This window comes from Providencia sp. PROV080, assembly GCF_033688105.1.
In the GTDB taxonomy this organism is placed as follows: Bacteria; Pseudomonadota; Gammaproteobacteria; order Enterobacterales; family Enterobacteriaceae; genus Providencia; species Providencia zhejiangensis.
This window is the reverse complement of the sequence record NZ_CP096346.1, coordinates 3,637,995-3,656,776: the sequence shown is the minus strand read 5'-3', so window position 1 is coordinate 3,656,776 and position 18,782 is coordinate 3,637,995. Positions and strand designations below refer to the sequence as shown.

Genomic DNA, 18,782 nt, shown 5'->3' with positions numbered 1-18,782 from the left:
CTTTTCGTTTTATTATTTACTGCTATTCTTAATGACAAATTGCGCATAAGCATCAGCCCACGCTTGAATAAACTCTTTACTCTTAGGGGCAAAATTTCCTTGTTCATCGACCATACCATCAAACCATTTCAAATAGCACTCAGGTTGGTTGAGCGTTGGCATATTCAAAAACGCAAGGCTATTACGTAAGTGCTGTTGAGCAATAGCAGTACTGATATTTCCAATCGATACCCCTAAAATACCCGCTGGTTTCCCATTCCATGAATTATCACCCCATGGGCGTGAGCCTTGGTCAATGGCATTTTTTAAAACACCGGGGATTGAACGGTTATATTCAGGGGTAACAAAAATAATGCCATCACATTGAGTAATTTGTGATTTGAAACCCGTGACGATGGCGGGAACATGTTGATCAGCATCTTGGTTATATAAAGGCAGTTGACTGATATCAATAAATTGAAATGAGAAATGCGCTGGGAATAGCTTGATGAGTGCATTGGCGACCAATTTATTGTATGAGTCTGTACGTAAACTTCCTACAACAACACCAATTTGATATTGATTCGACATAATACATCCTTTTCTTTTGTGATTAGATGTTCTGCTTATATATTCTAGCGCTTTATCGGCATATAAATCCAATTTAAGACATATAAACACTAGAGAGTCATAAAAACTGAGCTTTTAAGATTAGCTAGCCGTATTTGTAACGAATTGAATAACGAATATAAATAAGATTACGGTAAGGATATAGCGGCGATAAATGTCGATTTTCGGTATTCGTTATGCTTAGAGAGGAGCATTTTGCGATGACGGTTGCGCGACAAAGAATGCCTGTTTGGCGATAAAGTTCTACACAAGGTTTGTGATAGCCTAAAACTTATGTATGACTTAACTCAGGGAAAAAATATGCAACATATTGAATGGGACGATTTTACTCGTGTTGAAATGCGGGCTGGTACGATAATTAAAGCGGAAGTGAATAGCAAAGCCAAAAAACCTGCTTATGTTATGGACGTGGATTTAGGTGAATTAGGTATTAAGCGTTCGAGCGCACAAATTACTGTCAATTACACACCAGAAGAATTGGTTGGTAAGCGTGTATTGTGCGTATGTAACTTTGAAGTCAAGCGCATCGCAGGTATTAAATCTGAGGTTCTTATTACAGGTGCTCCTGACGAGACAGGCGCTATCGTTCTGGCTGAGTTCAATTTACCTCTGCCTAATGGTGCGAGACTTGCCTGACAGGCTAGCTGCAATTTAAATAATAAAAAGGCTATACTGCTACTATGCCCAGCAAGTAGGAGTTCGCCTTTGTTATTGCCTGAATTACATTACCGCCAATATTCCGAAGATGTTGTTTCTCATCAGCATGATGGGCAATGGCAAATTGTCTTTGCATTAGCTGGTGGAATGGAAATTAATATGCATCGACAACATTTTTTGTTGGGGGCAGGCAACGGGGTGATAATCGCTCCGGGTGTGAGCCATGCCTTTAGCGGACAAACAGGTAACCAAAACTATGTTTTGGAAATGCCAATCGCTTCACAATGGCGTGTTGATGAAAAAACGCCCTACTTTTCGTTAACTCCGGCGGCAATGGGATTATTAAATTGGTTACAAAATTTTCCCCAGCCACCTGAGCAGAATACGGTTATCGCAAAATTACTACTTGCACAATTGAAACCACAATCTCAGTGGATTGATAGCATTACGCAATGGGTTGATGCGCGCTTACATCGGCCAATTAGTTGCCAAGATATGGCTAATGCATTCTGTATGTCAGTCAGTACATTACAGCGCAAAATTAAAGTAGAGACTCAGCTAACCGTGATGCAATTTGTATTACAACAGCGAATGGAAGCCGCATGCCGTTTATTGATGGGAACTCTTTCAATTGAGCAGGTTGCATTAGCGGTCGGCTATGACTCTCATTCGGCTTTTAGCCAAGCATTTCGCCAATTCTATGGTAAAACACCAATGGAATATCGCTTGGGGAGATGAGTGCATTACTTAGGCTTAAAGTGTTGGCGAATAGGCATTTCATATTCACCATGCAAAAAGTCAGTATTCACATTGGCTTGTTTAAGTTTCAGTTCTAACAAAGACAGTTGTTTGCTTAAAGGGAGATAGCTGGGATTATCAGGTTCTAAACCTTTCAACATATCGAGCAAGGTTAGCGCATCTTTGCGATCTTGTAATTCGGGAGGTAGATAACCTGCATTTTTTAGGATGCGATAACTCGCCCGTAATTCAGGTGGGACTTGGCTATCATCATCCAGTAATAGCGGTTTACCTTCCCCTTGTAAATTGTTTAGTTCACCTTTGCTTAGGGCTTCTTGAATGTGGCGCTCAGCCCAATCATCAATAACAGACATAATGACTCATTAGGTTTTATATAATAAAAAGTGACTAGGGTATTAGACCGATAAAATCGATAAACGCTTAGCGGTTAATTCACTGAAAATCGGTATGCTTTCAGCATGAATCTTAGCAAGAACCGGCAAATACGTCATCAGTATTATAATCGTAACAACGATATCATTGCTATCTTCATTGTGACTTGATTATGTCTGGCTCCCCTCATTTTGAATCAATAAATAGTCGGAAATTAGGAAAAATATAAGGTGACATATGGCGTGTTTTGATTGATTTGAGGCCTAAAAAAAGAGGTTATTGGTTATTTATGGCAAGTAGCGCCATGTTTGGAACTAAAGCTCGCTGATTTATTATTTTTTACTCATATTTTAAAGGGGAAAAGAAGAAGAGGGAGAAAAGATATCATATCACTTTACTCCTTTTATGAAAAAAATATCGTTCACTGAAGGCTAACTTTATTAAAAATAACCTCTATTGTGTGTATTAGGGGTATTTTGTGAAATTTAAGTGTGTTCATAGACTGTTTTCAGTATGAGTGGCGAATAGATAAGAAACGATATTATTAATATTATGATTTTTAAGTTAATTAATGAGGTTATTGTAAAAAAGAATATGAAACTTAGCGTGCTAGTCAGTATCACCTAATTGTGGGTTTTAGTTATCCATTTTGTTATTAATTATTTGATATTTTTTCAAGCTGTTAAAATTTATTACTTTAGGGATTAAAAATCATATTTTTAGTCTTTTTTTGATTTGTTTGTTATAAAATGCTGCCTCATTGACATGAATAACTTAACAATATTTTTTAAGTCATTGTTTTATTATTGGCTTTATATATTTTCACTTACGCATAAATGGTGTTTTTTTTATTGCTAATAATAGGCTGCGTTGCATTTATGATGCTACTCCATAATAATTAATACACTTTTACAGCGTAACAATGGTTATGAATTGGAAATAGAAGAGTGAATTAATATTATGTTTTGATTTTTAGTGGAGTAACGGCATGCTTTTAAAAATAAATTCACGACCTTTAAGTGAAAGTGACAAAGTGGCAATAAAAAAAGAAATGGCTGTCATTATTGGTCGTGTATTGTTTAAACTTAGAAAGTCCTATGGCATATCAGGAAAGAAATTAGCGAAAGAAGTCGGTATGTCACAACAACAAATTTCACGATACGAAAATGGCATTAACTATATCACTGTGGATATGATTTTAGGTATATTATATTTCTTGGAAGTGCCTATTTTCGAATTCTTTAATATTGTGACGAAAGAAATTAAAAATAGTAATTATGAGCTATTTTTGATTTATGAGAAAGTATTAACGAATAATTATATAAACTCTAATTTATTACATAAAGATGCTTTTTTTGATGTAATTAGTGATTCATCAGTTAAATACTATTAATTTTTAATTGTGGTTTTTATTATTTTAGGGTTCCTTTTTTATTTTTAATCAAGCTATTTTTATTTAGTTGTTCATTTTGTTTGTTTAATTTTTTAATTAAATAAATGATTGGCATTTAAATCTGTAGTGGGAAATTTTATTTCCTTGTTAATCATCCGTATGTTTTACAATTAATAGGTTATAGGTTTTATTCATGAAAAATAAATCAATTGCAATAGCAACTTTTATGATGCTAGGTCTAGCATCTGCCGCAAATGCAGCAGACCAAGGACATGGAAAAGTCACATTTAAAGGGGCTATTATTGATGCGCCATGCTCTATCTCTCCAGACTCTATCGATCAAACTGTTGATCTGGGCCTCATTTCTAATATGGCATTAGTTGATGGTGGTAAATCTTCACCACGCGTATTTGACATTGCACTGGAAAACTGTGATATCACGAACCTCACTAAGGGGGTGCAATTGGTATTTACCGGCGCATCCGCAGCCTTCGATAATACCAATAAAACGCTCGGTATTGTTGGTACTGGTTCAGGTGCGGGCGTTCAAATTACGACGGGTAACGGGAATGTCATCACACTGGGTACCGCAACACCCTTCCAAAATATTCAAGAAGGTAATAATACCTTACGTTTCTCTGCATACCTAATGGGTAATGGTGGCGATATCTCTACCATTACTGCTGGTGATTTCAGCTCTGTTGCAGATTTCACGATGTCTTACGAATAATTCATATTGAGCCAGTAAACAAGGATGTTTTTGGCTCATCCCTAACTGAATTTTGAGTGAGAAATAAGAATGAATAATCCAATAGGCAGCGGTGTTTTTTCAATCGGTCTAGGAATATGTGCTTTGATTTTTGCTTCTTCAATAAGCGCATCAGGCTCAGTCAAGATGAATGGAAGCATAATTGAAACAGCTTGTGCTATTGATGTGGGAAGTCGTGACCAAACTGTTGATATGGGAAGCTTAGCGCTGACACAAATTCGTCGTGATGGGCAAGGACCAACACGCCCCTTTGTGATTCGATTAATGAATTGTGTTCTTGAGCAACAAGATCCGAATAAACCGAATTGGCAATATTTTCGTATTACCTTTGATGGCCCTCATGAAAAAGGGTTATTTGGTGTGAGCGGGCAAGCCAAAGGTGTCGGTTTGCTAATTCAGCGTGATAACGATGGTGAAATCGTAATTCCAGGTCAAGGTATGTCTTCTAATCAACTCGTTGAGGGGAACCGAGAATTAATCTATCAATTGCGGTTAGTCGCTAATCATCGTCCGCTGAGTTCAGGACAATATTACAGTCAGTTGCGCTTTAAATTGGATTATGAATAACGAAGACGTAATGTCATCTGGGCTTTCAGGGAAGATGACTCAATTCAATCATGCAATGACATCACGAAAAAAGAATATATAAGAAGGTCGATACCATGACCCTAAATTGTATTTATTCGCCGTTATTACGATTTGTTCAGCCATACAGAGCAGGGTTACTTGCAACCTTGGTCATCAGCTTAACAACAAATGCGACTGAAATAGAATTTAATACCGATATTTTGGACGTCAATGATCAGGCGAATATTGATTTAAGCCAGTTCTCTCGTCCCGGTTATTTAATGCCCGGAGAATACAGTTTTACTATTTTTCTAAATAAACAAAGTATTCCTGAACAAACTGTTTTTTATTATGCGCCAGAACACCAGAGGAATGAAAGTGAAGCATGTTTAAGCCCTACATTAGTGCAACAACTCGGTCTTAAGCCTAATTTATTGCCGACATTACAGTGGTGGCATCAAGATCAGTGTTTGTCATTAGAGAGCCTCCCAGGGATGGAAGTCAAAGCCGATTTAGCCTCCTCGGCTTTATACATTAGTTTACCGCAAGCTTATTTAGAGTATACGGCGGAGAACTGGGATCCTCCAGCTCGTTGGGAAGAGGGGATACCAGGAGCGTTACTTGACTATAACTTGAATATGCAAATTGGCCAACAGACAAGAAGTGGACTGCAAACCAGCTACAACGCCAGTGGTAATGGGGTGATGGGGATTAACTTAGATGTTTGGCGAGTACGAGCTGACTGGCAGCTGCGCTTTGATAAGCAACAAGGTCAAGATTCAACGTCATCGTTAGATTGGAACCGTTACTACATGTACCGCTCGGTTAAACCGTTAGGCGCTAAATTGACACTCGGAGAGGACTACCTGAGTTCTGACATCTTCGACAATTTTCGCTTTACGGGACTGAGTTTACTGACTGATAGCAATATGTTGCCGCCAAATTTACGAGGCTATGCACCTGAAGTGACAGGCGTCGCCAAAAGTAACGCAACCGTGATTGTGAGCCAACAAGGGCGAATTATCTATCAGACTCAAGTTGCAGCAGGTCCTTTTCGTATTCAAAACCTGAATGACGCACTGACGGGTGAGCTCAATGTCGAAGTGAAAGAACAAGACGGTTCAACACAAACATTCACTGTAAATACTGCGAGCGTACCTTATCTGACTCGACCTGGACTCCTACGCTATAAGCTTGCGGCAGGTCGCCCCACTGATTGGCGCCACCAAGTGAGAGGAGAAAACTTTGCTAGCGGTGAGTTTTCATGGGGAGTGAATAATGGTTGGTCTCTGTTTGGTGGCGGAATGACCTCAGAGAATTATAACTCTGCTGCTTTTGGTATTGGGCGAGATTTAAAGGTGCTCGGGGCTCTTTCATTTGATGTAACGCATGCGCGTGCTCATTTAAAAGACTTAAAGGATATCGGTGATAAAACTTATCGGGGAAGTTCGTATCGCTTGAGCTATTCAAAACACTTTGATGCTTATAACAGCCAAGTGACTTTTGCTGGGTACCGTTTTTCCGAACAAGGTTTTATGAGTATGTCTGAGTATTTAGAGGCACAGGCTACTGAAGTGCGTCAATACAACAGTAAAGAGATGTATACCCTCTCGTATAACCAGCAATTTCCTGAAACTGGGTTGAGTGCATACGTTAATTATTATCATCAAACATATTGGGATCAGCCGGATAACGATCGTTATAGCATCTCGTTAGCGCGCTATTTTGATGTCGATAAGTGGAAAAATTTAAGTGTCAATGTAACGGGCTATCGCAACCGCTATCGCGGAATAAATGATGATGGTATGTACGCTTCACTCTCCATACCATGGGGAGATAGGGGGTCTGTTAGCCTGAATAGTAGTTGGGATCAAAGTGACAGCACTCAGCGTATTAGCTACTACAACCGGTTCGATGAACGTAGCAATTACCAGTTAAGTACGGGGTGGGCGCAATCAGGTGCGCTGATGAGTGGTTATTACACTTATCAAGGTGATTTAGCTCAAGTCAATGCGAATGCAACGTATCAACAAGATCGCTATCGCTCCGCTGGCTTGTCATTTCAAGGCGGATTTACTGCCACAGAAAATGGCGCTGTGATGCATAGAAATAACCAATTAGGTGGAACGCGGATATTTGTTGATACGGATGGTGTTGCAGATATTCCATTACGTGGTTATGGCTCAGTGATACGAAGCAACCGTTTTGGGCAGGCTGTCATCACTGATGTGAATAGCTATTACCGCAACCAAATTAGCGTGGACTTGAACTCGTTACCTGAAAACGCACAGGTGTCTCAGTCGATAAAACAAGGCACTTTAACCGAAGGGGCGATTGGTTATCGTCAATTTGAGGTCGTGGCTGGGCATAGTGGAATGGCCGTATTGCGTTTATCGAACGACGATACGCCGCCGTTTGGGGCGACAGTACTGAATAAACGTGGACAGAATGTCGGCATGGTTGGTGATGATGGCGTGACTTATTTAACCGGTTTGAATCCTAAAGATGTATTAAAAGTACGTTGGGATGAGCAGGTACAGTGTGAGATCACCTTACCCGATCAGCTACCTGAAGGAGAGATGCTGTTATCTCGTTGGTTATTGCCATGCCAGCTTTCCAGTAATCAGTGAGGCACAAGCAAGAGTGATTGTGTGGATAGACGGAAACAGAGTGCATCTGCTGGCCAGATAGTGAAACAACTTACCTTTAAAGTGATAAGAATAGGAAGATAGTTATATGATAAGTAAAACAATAGGTTATCGTGCCTCAATGTTATTTTTAGGGGGCGTCTTTTCATCGATGATGTTACCCAACGCGCATGCTGCCATTGCACTGGATAGAACAAGAGCGATTATCACCGGTGAAGATAAGTCAATAAGCCTGAATGTCAGTAATGAAAACAAACAGCTGCCATATTTAGCTCAAGGTTGGATTGAAAATGGGCAGGGTGAAAAAGTTAGCGACCCATTTACCGTGCTTCCTCCCGTGCAGCGGATTGAGCCTGGGGCAAAAAGCCAAGTCAAAATTCAAGCATTACCCAGTGTTGTTAAACTCCCTCAAGATAGAGAATCAGTGTATTACTTTAACTTGCGCGAAATTCCGCCAAAAAGTGATAAACCGAACACATTGCAACTCGCATTACAAACGCGCATTAAGTTGTTTTATCGCCCAAAAGCGATCATTCCAACTCGCGAACAAAGGGATAATCCATGGCAAGAAAAAGTGACGCTAAATCGGCAAGGTGACCAATATACACTGGTTAATCCAACACCTTATTACGTCACAATTGTAGATGCTACGCCACGTAAAGAAGGAGCAACAGTCTCTGGATTTGAGCCAGTGATGGTTGCACCAAAAAGTCGCCAACCATTAGCAGGAAGTGCGAATGCATTGGGAACGAGTCCTGTGCTGACGTATATCAATGATTATGGTGGTCGGCCAACATTGACCTTTACATGCCAAGGTCCTAATTGCCATGTAGTTCCTGAGAAAAACTAGGACAGACGGATTAAGAACGGATTAGATAACAGAGGAACGTCATGACAGTAGCTCATAGAACTCTCCAGGGTATGCCGTTGAGTTGTTTAGGATGGATTTTACTTACGAGCTCTGCTCTGGGGAGCACCTTAGATAAGGTGGATAACTGGGATGTGGATGGGGCTCATGGCGCGTTATATGTGCAGGGAGCGTTAACCGAAAGTGCTTGCCGACTGGCGATGCCTTCTACCTACCAAACCGTAGATTTAGGAACGATAGGAACGGGGCAAGTAGAGAAAGTGGGTCAAATGGGGACTCCTATAGCCATACAGTTACGGCTAGAAGATTGCTTAAGAGGGGAAAGCCGAAGTCGCAATAAAGCGGGCAATGTTTTATGGAGCCCAGATATGCCAGCGATGAAAATTCGTTTTTTAGCACCGACGGACGCCCAAGATGAGCAGTTAGTGTCTGTGTTAGGCGCAAAAGGAATGGGATTGCGATTGAGTGATGCTGAACGTAACCCAATAACATTGGGGCAATACAGCCGCCCTCAGTTGATTTCTTCAGGGCATAATCAATTGACCTACTATATAACCCCAGTACGAACAACCGCAGAGTTAAGGTCTGGTGCTTATCGTGCATTGATCCGTTTTCAAGTGAGCTATGAATAGAGGACATTCTGATGCAATTAATAGATGTTAGGCTCTATACATTAAAAAAACGGCGGTTATTCGTCACTATTTTGTTATTAAGTAGTGTGATGATATTTGCTAAAGCGGATACAGCTAATCTCAATTTGACATTAACAATTACGATGCCACCTCAGTGCACTTTTAATGGTAATCAGGCCACGTCGGTTAGTTTCGGTGAAGTACAGCAAGGGCTTATTGATGGAACGAGCTATAAGCGGATGCCAATTAATTATGGTCTTGTTTGTACGGGGCTTGAAAAAAACAATTTAACTATGACGCTGTCTTGGAATGAATTAACTCTAAATGGTGAATCAACAATAAAAACCAATCGAACGGATTTAGGGATAGCCATTTATCGTGATAGCACTCGAGTGAGAAATAATTCAGCCATTAATTTTACCTACGGTTCATCGCCACAATTATATGCAGTACCTACAAAACCAACAGGAAAAATGCTTACGGATGCGGGTAGGTTTACCGGTGTGATGACAATGACCTTAAATTACCAATAGGTTAAGGAATGAGTATGAAAAAACATATAATCTATTGGCTTGGGATAGGCTTATTTGTAGGTCTCCACCCTGTATTATCTCATGCTTTGACCGTTAATTTTGATGGCACATTAGTGGTCACACCGCCAGAATGCACGATTAATGGAGGAAGCACAACGGATGTGGATTTTGGCAATATACACGAAACCTTGATTGATAATAGCAGCTATAAACGTACAAAGATTGAATATGAATTAAATTGTATCAACATTTATAGCAATGCGGTGAAAATGACGTTGGGATGGAATGCAACCACGATTAATGGGCAGAATGTCATAAAGACCAACCTAACAAATTTGGGAATTGCGATATATCAGGATAATACCCGTTTGAATAACGGAGCCGTATTGAATTTTACTTATAAAGGAACAATGCCCTCTTTATATGCGATCCCAGTGAAACCAATTGGTAGTGTGTTAACCGATGGCGGTAATTTTAGTGGCATATTAACCATGTTGGTCGATTATCGCTAAGGAGAAAATATGAAATACCCAGGTTGGTGGTTGGTAATATTATATTTTGTCGGTACTGCTCCGGTTTTAGGGGTAAATATCAACCTACGTGGAAATCTTATCGTCACTCCCCCAGAATGCATCTTGAATAATAATAACCAAGAATCAATTCATTTTGGCGATATTTTATTAACTCGGATAGATGGAACGCATTATTTACAGGATTTGCCGTTAAGCCTGACCTGTTCAGAATTAGCTAAAAACAATCTGACATTAACGTTGAAAGGTGAGCAAACAACTTTTAATAGTAATGGGGCATTGAAAACATCAAATAGTAAATTAGGCATAGTGTTTTATATTAATGGTTCTCGGCAAGCGATAAATCAACCCGTTAAATTTACATACAGTGCACTACCTTCTTTAAAAGTCGCACCAATAAAGAATAGCACTGCTAATTACAGCAACACAGACGGTGGTCATTTTACGGCACTTGCAACCTTGAAGGTGGATTATCAATGAAACGATTCGCAGTCATCTGTTTTATTGTGTTTGACATGTTGATGTTAGCCGGACAATCCGCTCAGGCAAATTGGGTATTTGACGGCACTTTAATTATTCCTCCTGTGTGTCAGCTTAACCAAAATAAACCAATACAGGTGTCATTTGGTAAGGTGGGAGTACGTAAAGTTGACGGTGATAGGTTTAAACAAGAGATTCCTTACCAATTGGACTGTCTAGGTGATTTAAATCAACCTTGGGATGTCACACTAACATTTAGTGGTACTCAAGCTGGAAATGGGTTTGATAAGGCGACATTGCGAACGGTCAGCGCTTTAAATAATGGTAAATTCGGTTTGCAAATTCAAAAGGATGGTCAGGCATTAGAGTTGAATAAAGCATTTTCGATTAACCCAGCGGCCCCCCCAAAATTATCTGCGGTGCCTATTAAACTCGCGGGCACAGAACTTATAGGGGATGATTTTACGGCAACAGGAGCATTGACCATTGATTTTCAATAAATTAATTTTTAAAACAAAGAATATGAGCTATAGGCTATGCCAATTATGCTCTTTTATTTTCGTTGGTTATTTGTTGAACTTTTCAGGGGTATCACAAGCGGAAACGGTACAATTTGATGGCGTTTTGGTTGAAGATGCTTGTGAAGTTTATCCTGGAGATGAAAATATTGAGTTAGATTTTGGCACCGTTGTTGATAAATATTTATATCTTAATACACGAACACATAGTCAGCCTTTTACGATCCGTTTAATGAATTGTGATTTAGTATTGGGAAAAGAAGTGAGAGTAACGTTTACCGGAAATGAAAATTTAGCGCTTCCAGGTTTATTAGCATTAGATCGCGGTAGTCAAGCTAGTGGGATAGCTATTGGATTAGAAACTGAAAATGGAACGCCAATTATCCTAAATAAGGTACATAGCTATATACAGAACCTTCATACTGGAAATGGCAATGATTTAAATTTAAAAGCGTATATACAAGGTGAACCCAATGCACTATTAACAAAAAAAATAGGCAGAGGTGAATTCTATGTAACAACAAAATTTGTTTTAGAGTATGAATAAAAATTGGCTCATTTAGTGAATTAAGCGCGAATAGGGTTTGTTTAATAAAACAAAATTTATGAGCTGACTTAAAGAGTTGAATGTCTCAATCAATTATGAAGACAGTTATATTTATTGCTAAAGCTAATGTGTCAAATTCTAAAGCAGATAATTTGGTTTTGCTTTTTTAATGAATGATAAAAATCATAATAAATTTTAGTTTTAATTTCCACATGAAAAATGAGTTATAGTTTATAAAAAGTATAATGTTTTTAATAGGATATATATGAGAATTTTTCACTTAATATTAGCGTGTGTGCCTTTGAGTTCATTTGCTGACTTCACGGTTACGGCCGAACAAACAACCGCACCATTCATGACGGTCTGGGCGGAAGGATTAGTCACCTATCATATTGTTAGATTTACTGACTGTAAAACAGCTGAGTGCTCGCAAGAAATACATAACGATCGTGCTAGAGTGAGCGTAGAACCAACGCTTCTTGATGATCAAGGTTTTGATCCCTTAGGTAATCGGGTTAGTTATGAAAGTTATAATATTAATTGTGATGGTCAGGCGCTGAGTCATATGGCAGGTTTAAACTGGGCCAGTAAAGTGTTTAATGGCGGTATGAGACTACAATTAACAGACAATAGAATACCTTCAAAATGGTTACCTTGGGATGAGAATAATGTGTCGGTTGGGATTAATTGTTTTGACAAGGTGAATAAAACATACTTAATCTATTTTTCGAATAGTGGTGGTCAGTCTAAAGGGGGACCAAATAGGTTAAGTTCATGTAGTTTAAATAGCCAGAACTTAAATCTTAATTATTCCTCATCGAGTTTAAAAGCTGAAGGGCTTGAAAAAAGTACTCGTCTGAATATTTCCTGTACTTCTGGCACAGCTCGAAATTATCAATTAAGGTTGACGGCGAGTAATGCTACAAATGGGCTGTTGAATTTCGGAAATGGCGTTTCTGCACAAGTATCATTAAATGGTATTCAAGTGAACGCGAATGGTGCTGGAATTTCACTTAATAACTTAGTCAATAGTACAATAGCCGTTAACGCTAAACTAAAAGGTAGCGCAACAAAATCTGGGGTATCAAAGGCAAATGGTATTTTAGTATTAGATGCATTATAAGCTGTTGTGACTGGTTTTTATTAATATTAGCGCTAATATTTATTAATTCTATCGTCTAAATTAATGGTTCGATGTCATAATTAATCGCGTGAGATTAAAAGTAGATAACGGATAATATCATAAATATGTTAATAAATATGTGTGATAATTGCACTTTTTCTCATTGAGCAATCATATTCAGGATGAAGATGAAATGTTGATGGTTTTAATCATGCGAAAATAGATTCAACTTAAATTAATATTTAAATAGATAACGGTATTGAAACGAAAACTTGCAGCAATAGAAGATTATTCGAGATTTCAAAAATGAGAGAGTATCTGAAAGTGATGGCATGATAGCAAAAATCGGGCATAAAAAAGATAACTTAGTTTATTATTCTTTTTGTAATTAGTAGGGAAAATCTTGTTGTAGATACGGATATTTCGTATCTAGTTTGTAGTGAAAATACTGAAAACTATTCTATTTTTAACTGAAAAATGCTTTCAGTCACCGAGAAAACCGCTTAAAACTGTTATCTGAACCACATTTTCACTAATTATCGTTATTTTTAACTTAATGCGTTATTTATTTAAATATTTAAGTAATCTTGTATTTTTATACTGTGTTTTGTGATTTTATTTGTGTTTAACTAACGTTAAAAACTAAAAATAAATGTTTTGTTAGGTTAGCGTTATATTTTTGAAAATAGCTAAAGCACAAAACATTGTGTAATGTCCATTTCTCTTGTTTATAAGGAGAAAATATGGAACAAAAAAAACAAGATGGGAGCCGCTTTCTACGCACAGTAGAATGGCTAGGTAATGCATTGCCTCACCCAGTCATTTTATTCATTATTTTAACTGCAATTTTATTGGTCTCATCAGCAGTCGGACAATATTTTGGTATTAGTGTGGCTGATCCCCGTCCTGAAGGGGCAAAAGGCCGTGCCGCAGATGGCGTTATTCATGTTGTCAGCCTATTAGATGCCGAAGGCATTCGTAAAATTCTTTCAAATGTTGTTAGCAACTTTACTGGTTTTGCGCCGTTAGGTACTGTTCTTGTTGCCTTATTAGGGGTTGGTATCGCGGAACGAGCAGGGCTTTTATCGGCAGCTATGCGTTTAGTGGTCATCAAAGCACCACGTAAACTAACAACAATGGCGATTGTTTTTGCTGGTATTATGTCAAACACCGCAGCTGAGTTAGGCTATGTCGTGTTAATACCTCTTGCTGCCATTATTTTCCACTCATTAGGCCGTCATCCTCTTGCAGGACTTGCAGCAGCCTTTGCTGGGGTTTCTGGCGGATACTCTGCAAACTTGCTATTAGGCACAGTTGACCCATTATTATCAGGTATTACACAGCAAGCAGCACAAATTATTGATCCTACATATACCGTAGGGGCTGAAGCTAACTGGTATTTTATGTTTGCCAGCACATTCTTGATCACTATTTTGGGTTACTTCATTACAGAGAAAATTGTTGAGCCACAATTAGGGCCATATCAAGGCGGCGGGGTCGACGAAGATGAAGATAAATTACGTGCCGATGCTGAAGTCACGCCTCTTGAGAAAAAAGCACTATTTTGGGCATCCGTAACATTTTGGGGATTAGCGGCGCTATTAGCACTCATGGTCGTGCCTGAAAATGGTATTTTGCGTAACCAAGAAACAGGCTTAGTCAGTAATTCGCCCTTTTTAAAATCTATCGTGGTCTTTATTTTTATCTTCTTTGCGGTGCCGGGCATTGTTTATGGTTATGTTGCAAAAACGATGCGCTCTGATAAAGATGTCGTCGATGCAATGGCTAATGCAATGAGTACGCTCGGGCTGTATTTGGTGATTATTTTCTTTGCGGCACAGTTTGTGGCATTTTTTGGTTGGACCAATATTGGGCAAGTTGTCGCGGTAAAAGGCGCTAACTTCTTAAACAGCATCGATTTACATGGTGGAGTTCTGTTTATTGGTTTTATTATTATCTGTGCCTTTATTAACTTAATGATTGGTTCTGCTTCAGCGCAATGGGCTGTCACTGCACCGATTTTCGTCCCAATGCTAATGCTAGCAGGCTATGCACCAGAAACCATCCAAGCGGCATATCGTATTGGTGATTCAGTCACAAATATTATCACACCAATGATGAGTTATTTCGGCTTGATTATGGCTATCGTGGTCAAATATAAGAAAGATGCAGGTATCGGTACACTCGTTTCAATGATGCTGCCTTACTCAATCATCTTCTTTATTGGCTGGTCATTATTCTTTGTTATCTGGGTATTTGTACTTGGATTACCTGTAGGGCCGGGCTCCCCGATTTATTTTACACCTGGTAGCTAATAGTGATTAACGCAAAGGTAGCCAGAGTTTATGGCTACCTTTTTTATCTAGCCAATAAAAATAGCTGAACAGCCACTCATGTTACAGGAAATGATGATTTACTCATGGCATTAGCGGAGAAAGAGTTGGCTCTCGCTCGTCGTTAATGACCTTACCAAATCGAGAATCGCCTAGATTCCATTCTGTAATAGCAGACGTAATTTCTTCCTTGGTCCGTCCAATAAAATTCCACCACATTAAAATAGACTCATTAAGTGGCTCTCCACCTAATAACAGAATATGACTATTTGCTGAAAGTTGTAGTGAGACTTGAGTCAGGCCTTTACCTAAATAAATTAATTCATTGCGATGGCTATGCTGGGAACCAATAATGGCATCACCTTCAATAATGAAAATACCGTATTCAAAATCAGGGCGTAGTGTTAATGACAATGCGTGGTTACTGTGGGTTGTGATATCTAAGCCTACTAAAGAAGAAAACGATAATGTCGGTGCTTTATAAGTATCGTACTCCCCAACGAGTAATTGATATGTAATATCTCCAACTGACCATTTAGGCAAAGTAGGGTAGTGGTCAAAGCGAGGTGGCATATCTTTCATTGCTGCTGGCAGTGCTATCCATAGCTGCACCGCATGTAAATGGCGGTTGTCGCCATAGGTATCTTCAGAATGGCTAATGCCTTTACCGGCGGTCATCAAATTAACTTGGCCTGGGCGGATCACTTGTTCGTAGCCTAAACTGTCTCGATGTAGAATTTCGCCTTCAAGCATCCAAGTAAAGGTTTGCAGTGCAGTATGTGGGTGAGGGGCGACGCGCATACCATCTGCATCACCTTTAAATACCGTCGGACCCGCATGATCGAGAAAGCACCAAGCACCAATTAAACGCCGCTGTTTGGTCGGTAAAACTCTCGCGACAGGGATCCCGCCAACATCTTTAATGCGTGCATGAATATGTAGGAACGGTTGTGGGTTATATTCATTTGTGATACTCATTTGCACCTCTTCTTTAGGAATATTGGCAAATAGATAAGATTTAGTGACGGATATCTTGATACTCAGGCGTTTTATCAAATATCGCTTTGGCGAATGGGCATAATGGAATAATTTTACGCTTTTCAGAACGCATTCTTTCAACCACTTTTGCGACTAACTGTTTAGCTATTCCTTGTCCTTTTAAACGTTCATCAACGACGGTATGGTCAATAATCGCGAGTTCGTCTCCGGTATAGACAAAGGTAATCTCAGCAAGACGATTTTTTTTATCATCCGATAAGATAAAAAAGCTGTGATGGTCAGATTGGATGTTGTTCATATTATACCTGCTCATACCGTTAAGAATAAAAAACCTATGGAATTTAGCTTAGATAAGATTAGGTATAAATACAATGAGGTTCTTTTGCTCAAACTATTCAAATATTTTGAATGGTCTTTATTAAAAAGGATATAAAAAAAGAGAAAATCGATTTTTTATATATTTATAAAATAGTTTTATGTTGAATATTATTTTTTCAACGGAGAAACTCTATGTATTTAAAATTTATCAATCACATTCCATACTTGGATTGTCGTTATCATTTGCTTTCAAGTGAAAAAGCAAAAGCGGAAACCAGTACCGGAAAAGATTTTTCTCTTGGTATAACCTCAGTTAATAACTTATTTAAAAGCCATAATTTAAAAAATAAAATTAATGGGGCTATTCCTTGTCCTGTCGCTAGCGGTAGTGATAAACATACTCTAGACAGAGTAACACAAAGTCAACACGCACTTATTCAATTTCAAAACAGTCTTGTCAATGTGGCAGAAAATATATTGAGAAAGTTTAATGTGTCTGCTGATGGTTTAAAAAGTATCTCTGAAGAGTTAAATGAGTTATCTCATGGCGAGAACAGATTACTTAATCCAAAAGAAATAAATAAGGCTAAAGATTTCAAAAAATATTTAATTCGATTCATTCATAATGAAATGCAAGGTCATAATCATAAAATCTCTTTAGAGGAAGTAAAAGTATTATTTAATAACGAATTCAAAGATATTCTCAATAGTAAAGAATGGAAGATTGTTGAAACGGAGTTAGTATACGGGAATAAAAAATACTCTTTTGTATTAATACCGGCATCAAAAATGAAATATAATAACGCTGATAATGATATATTTTATGATTGTAGTTATCAGAATAAAGGTATTTGCTCTAAGTCGAGTGATGAAACCGTTCATGCCGTAAATTTATGGGTTTCTGACGTTAAAGATGATCAACAAAACTCATTGTTTACCGGCATTCGTCATGGTGTATTATCCCCTTTCTCCCTCCCAGAAGGGAGTTTTTTACGTAAGGAAGGTGCTAAAAATAGAGCGAAAGAAGTCGTTATCGCCGCCCTTTATTCTAAACCTGAACTTTATAAGAAAGCATTAAATAATGAGGTGGTGACATTAAGGATCTCTTCGACTTCTTTGCTCACATATCTGTTTGGTGAAACAAGCATGTTAGATGACCAAATTTTTGCTTGGGACTCTTTGAATAATGACCCGTTTGTGCATTTAAACATTCGAGATGAGAAAGGAGACTTAAAACAAGTTAAAATTAAGCTTGATATTGCAATTTTAAATTTTGGCGTAAACGAATTATCATTATCGATGATAAATAGGGTCTCGGATGGTATATCTGATAGATTATCTAGTTGTATAACGTATAAGAAAAATAATCTTCATCAATTAAACAAATCTGCGTTCGAAAAAATAATGGGCGATGATTATTTAGAGAATAATCATCTAGGTGGATGGGTTGGCAACTATTTATCTGAAAATCCACACGCTGATAATCGCCAAAAAATAGAAATATTATGTCAACAGATAAGAGATATCTGGAAAAATAGCTCATATAACAAGGATGCAAATGAACCCTATAAAATGGCCCAACGTATTGTTATGTTAACTTATGAAATTGATGCGGTGCCTTGTTGGAACTGTAAAAGCGGTAAAGACCGAACGGGAATGCTCGATGCTGAAATAAAACGTGAGACCCTGAGTTATCATCAAAATAAGCATTTAGGTAAACCTAGCAGTAAATTAATCAGTGAAGAACGCCAGCTTTTCCAAGATGTGTTGTTACAGAGCGGCAATTTACAAATACAGGAATATAACACAGGTCTTGTTGGCAACAAGGTTGTTAAAGATCTCCCTCTCTATTTGAAACCAATGGCCCTATCTTATGATGCGCGTATAGGTGATCGATTTATCCGACAACAAGTTAAAGGCTTTTCATCTTTATCTTAAGCGCATTTTCTATTGATCTAAAGGGTACGCCAGTGCCCTATTCAATAATGACAAAGTGATATTTTTTATATTTATTGACCGTCAAGGTAGAGATTAATACGGATATCAGTAATAGGCTAAAAAATTTAGCGCAATCACAGTGAGTGAAATTGTTTCGTTTTTGTCACAAAATTGTTTCATAATGTTATT

General features: G+C 38.3%; 20 protein-coding genes. 16 read left to right on the top strand and 4 right to left on the bottom strand.

Annotation, left to right across the window (positions count from 1 at the left end; all coding sequences use genetic code 11):
- Window positions 1-12: 12 nt before the first annotated feature.
- On the bottom strand, window positions 13-570 hold the full coding sequence (locus tag M1F03_RS16480) for an NADPH-dependent FMN reductase (RefSeq protein ID WP_154622072.1): 558 nt from the start codon (window positions 568-570) through the stop codon (window positions 13-15).
- Between the two features lie 339 nt (window positions 571-909).
- On the opposite strand from M1F03_RS16480, the gene M1F03_RS16475 reads away from it, so the two are divergent.
- Window positions 910-1,245 (top strand): tRNA-binding protein, encoded by a 336-nt coding sequence (locus M1F03_RS16475; protein ID WP_154622073.1) that lies wholly within the window; start codon window positions 910-912, stop codon window positions 1,243-1,245.
- A gap of 69 nt (window positions 1,246-1,314) precedes the next feature.
- The gene (locus M1F03_RS16470; RefSeq protein WP_154622074.1) at window positions 1,315-2,004 is read left to right on the top strand and encodes an AraC family transcriptional regulator; all 690 of its coding nucleotides are present in this window, start codon (window positions 1,315-1,317) and stop codon (window positions 2,002-2,004) included.
- A gap of 5 nt (window positions 2,005-2,009) precedes the next feature.
- Here M1F03_RS16470 and M1F03_RS16465 read toward each other — a convergent pair whose 3' ends face one another.
- On the bottom strand, window positions 2,010-2,378 hold the full coding sequence (locus tag M1F03_RS16465; RefSeq protein ID WP_251464722.1) for a DUF1992 domain-containing protein: 369 nt from the start codon (window positions 2,376-2,378) through the stop codon (window positions 2,010-2,012).
- Between the two features lie 1,007 nt (window positions 2,379-3,385).
- Here M1F03_RS16465 and M1F03_RS16460 point away from each other — a divergent pair.
- The 13 genes from M1F03_RS16460 (at window position 3,386) to M1F03_RS16400 (ending at window position 15,320) form a co-directional block, all read left to right on the top strand.
- Window positions 3,386-3,790 carry a helix-turn-helix domain-containing protein gene (locus M1F03_RS16460; RefSeq protein WP_272578297.1) on the top strand — a complete coding sequence of 135 codons (405 nt, stop codon included), beginning with the start codon at window positions 3,386-3,388 and terminating at the stop codon, window positions 3,788-3,790.
- 193 nt (window positions 3,791-3,983) lie between these two features.
- Complete coding sequence (locus M1F03_RS16455; protein ID WP_154623607.1) at window positions 3,984-4,520, top strand: fimbrial protein; 537 nt, start codon at window positions 3,984-3,986, stop codon at window positions 4,518-4,520.
- A 69-nt stretch (window positions 4,521-4,589) separates the two neighbouring features.
- Window positions 4,590-5,126 carry a fimbrial protein gene (locus tag M1F03_RS16450; RefSeq protein ID WP_251464720.1) on the top strand — a complete coding sequence of 179 codons (537 nt, stop codon included), beginning with the start codon at window positions 4,590-4,592 and terminating at the stop codon, window positions 5,124-5,126.
- Between the two features lie 95 nt (window positions 5,127-5,221).
- Window positions 5,222-7,756 (top strand): outer membrane usher protein, encoded by a 2,535-nt coding sequence (locus M1F03_RS16445; RefSeq protein WP_318840012.1) that lies wholly within the window; start codon window positions 5,222-5,224, stop codon window positions 7,754-7,756.
- Between the two features lie 139 nt (window positions 7,757-7,895).
- Window positions 7,896-8,624 (top strand): fimbria/pilus periplasmic chaperone, encoded by a 729-nt coding sequence (locus M1F03_RS16440; protein WP_251465245.1) that lies wholly within the window; start codon window positions 7,896-7,898, stop codon window positions 8,622-8,624.
- Window positions 8,625-8,665: 41 nt separating this feature from the next.
- The gene (locus tag M1F03_RS16435; RefSeq protein ID WP_154623604.1) at window positions 8,666-9,274 is read left to right on the top strand and encodes a fimbrial protein; all 609 of its coding nucleotides are present in this window, start codon (window positions 8,666-8,668) and stop codon (window positions 9,272-9,274) included.
- Window positions 9,275-9,285: 11 nt separating this feature from the next.
- Window positions 9,286-9,807 carry a fimbrial protein gene (locus M1F03_RS16430; RefSeq protein WP_163863092.1) on the top strand — a complete coding sequence of 174 codons (522 nt, stop codon included), beginning with the start codon at window positions 9,286-9,288 and terminating at the stop codon, window positions 9,805-9,807.
- A 14-nt stretch (window positions 9,808-9,821) separates the two neighbouring features.
- A complete protein-coding gene (locus M1F03_RS16425) occupies window positions 9,822-10,319 on the top strand; it encodes a fimbrial protein (protein WP_163863090.1) in 498 nt (165 codons plus the stop codon).
- A gap of 9 nt (window positions 10,320-10,328) precedes the next feature.
- A complete protein-coding gene (locus M1F03_RS16420; protein ID WP_163863088.1) occupies window positions 10,329-10,817 on the top strand; it encodes a fimbrial protein in 489 nt (162 codons plus the stop codon).
- Window positions 10,814-11,317: a fimbrial protein gene (locus M1F03_RS16415; protein ID WP_154623600.1), complete on the top strand. Its 504-nt coding sequence runs from the start codon at window positions 10,814-10,816 to the stop codon at window positions 11,315-11,317. The genes M1F03_RS16420 and M1F03_RS16415 overlap by 4 nt, the downstream gene beginning before the upstream one ends.
- Complete coding sequence (locus M1F03_RS16410) at window positions 11,304-11,882, top strand: fimbrial protein (protein ID WP_251464718.1); 579 nt, start codon at window positions 11,304-11,306, stop codon at window positions 11,880-11,882. Before M1F03_RS16415 ends, M1F03_RS16410 begins: the two co-directional genes overlap by 14 nt.
- A 265-nt stretch (window positions 11,883-12,147) precedes the next feature.
- Window positions 12,148-13,005, top strand: coding sequence for a hypothetical protein (locus tag M1F03_RS16405; RefSeq protein WP_251464717.1), 858 nt, complete (start codon window positions 12,148-12,150; stop codon window positions 13,003-13,005).
- A gap of 743 nt (window positions 13,006-13,748) precedes the next feature.
- On the top strand, window positions 13,749-15,320 hold the full coding sequence (locus tag M1F03_RS16400; protein ID WP_154622527.1) for an AbgT family transporter: 1,572 nt from the start codon (window positions 13,749-13,751) through the stop codon (window positions 15,318-15,320).
- Window positions 15,321-15,422: 102 nt separating this feature from the next.
- Here the strand turns inward: M1F03_RS16400 and M1F03_RS16395 are convergent, their stop codons facing one another.
- Both M1F03_RS16395 and M1F03_RS16390 read right to left on the bottom strand, forming a co-directional pair.
- Complete coding sequence (locus M1F03_RS16395; protein ID WP_251464716.1) at window positions 15,423-16,316, bottom strand: pirin family protein; 894 nt, start codon at window positions 16,314-16,316, stop codon at window positions 15,423-15,425.
- Between the two features lie 40 nt (window positions 16,317-16,356).
- Window positions 16,357-16,635: a GNAT family N-acetyltransferase gene (locus M1F03_RS16390; protein ID WP_154622525.1), complete on the bottom strand. Its 279-nt coding sequence runs from the start codon at window positions 16,633-16,635 to the stop codon at window positions 16,357-16,359.
- A 212-nt stretch (window positions 16,636-16,847) separates the two neighbouring features.
- Here M1F03_RS16390 and M1F03_RS16385 point away from each other — a divergent pair, with 212 nt between their 5' ends.
- Window positions 16,848-18,593 (top strand): inositol phosphate phosphatase SopB, encoded by a 1,746-nt coding sequence (locus M1F03_RS16385; RefSeq protein WP_282560432.1) that lies wholly within the window; start codon window positions 16,848-16,850, stop codon window positions 18,591-18,593.
- Window positions 18,594-18,782 lie beyond the last annotated feature (189 nt).

What these genes read in the sequence shown, in the direction of transcription:
- M1F03_RS16480 (WP_154622072.1), bottom strand. Translation starts at nt 570, where the DNA reads ATGTCGAATCAATATCAAATTGGTGTTGTTGTAGGAAGTTTACGTACA.
- M1F03_RS16475 (WP_154622073.1), top strand. Translation starts at nt 910, where the DNA reads ATGCAACATATTGAATGGGACGATTTTACTCGTGTTGAAATGCGGGCT.
- M1F03_RS16465 (WP_251464722.1), bottom strand. Translation starts at nt 2,378, where the DNA reads ATGTCTGTTATTGATGATTGGGCTGAGCGCCACATTCAAGAAGCCCTA.
- M1F03_RS16460 (WP_272578297.1), top strand. Translation starts at nt 3,386, where the DNA reads ATGCTTTTAAAAATAAATTCACGACCTTTAAGTGAAAGTGACAAAGTG.
- M1F03_RS16455 (WP_154623607.1), top strand. Translation starts at nt 3,984, where the DNA reads ATGAAAAATAAATCAATTGCAATAGCAACTTTTATGATGCTAGGTCTA.
- M1F03_RS16450 (WP_251464720.1), top strand. Translation starts at nt 4,590, where the DNA reads ATGAATAATCCAATAGGCAGCGGTGTTTTTTCAATCGGTCTAGGAATA.
- M1F03_RS16445 (WP_318840012.1), top strand. Translation starts at nt 5,222, where the DNA reads ATGACCCTAAATTGTATTTATTCGCCGTTATTACGATTTGTTCAGCCA.
- M1F03_RS16440 (WP_251465245.1), top strand. Translation starts at nt 7,896, where the DNA reads ATGTTATTTTTAGGGGGCGTCTTTTCATCGATGATGTTACCCAACGCG.
- M1F03_RS16435 (WP_154623604.1), top strand. Translation starts at nt 8,666, where the DNA reads ATGACAGTAGCTCATAGAACTCTCCAGGGTATGCCGTTGAGTTGTTTA.
- M1F03_RS16430 (WP_163863092.1), top strand. Translation starts at nt 9,286, where the DNA reads ATGCAATTAATAGATGTTAGGCTCTATACATTAAAAAAACGGCGGTTA.
- M1F03_RS16425 (WP_163863090.1), top strand. Translation starts at nt 9,822, where the DNA reads ATGAAAAAACATATAATCTATTGGCTTGGGATAGGCTTATTTGTAGGT.
- M1F03_RS16420 (WP_163863088.1), top strand. Translation starts at nt 10,329, where the DNA reads ATGAAATACCCAGGTTGGTGGTTGGTAATATTATATTTTGTCGGTACT.
- M1F03_RS16415 (WP_154623600.1), top strand. Translation starts at nt 10,814, where the DNA reads ATGAAACGATTCGCAGTCATCTGTTTTATTGTGTTTGACATGTTGATG.
- M1F03_RS16405 (WP_251464717.1), top strand. Translation starts at nt 12,148, where the DNA reads ATGAGAATTTTTCACTTAATATTAGCGTGTGTGCCTTTGAGTTCATTT.
- M1F03_RS16400 (WP_154622527.1), top strand. Translation starts at nt 13,749, where the DNA reads ATGGAACAAAAAAAACAAGATGGGAGCCGCTTTCTACGCACAGTAGAA.
- M1F03_RS16395 (WP_251464716.1), bottom strand. Translation starts at nt 16,316, where the DNA reads ATGAGTATCACAAATGAATATAACCCACAACCGTTCCTACATATTCAT.
- M1F03_RS16390 (WP_154622525.1), bottom strand. Translation starts at nt 16,635, where the DNA reads ATGAACAACATCCAATCTGACCATCACAGCTTTTTTATCTTATCGGAT.
- M1F03_RS16385 (WP_282560432.1), top strand. Translation starts at nt 16,848, where the DNA reads ATGTATTTAAAATTTATCAATCACATTCCATACTTGGATTGTCGTTAT.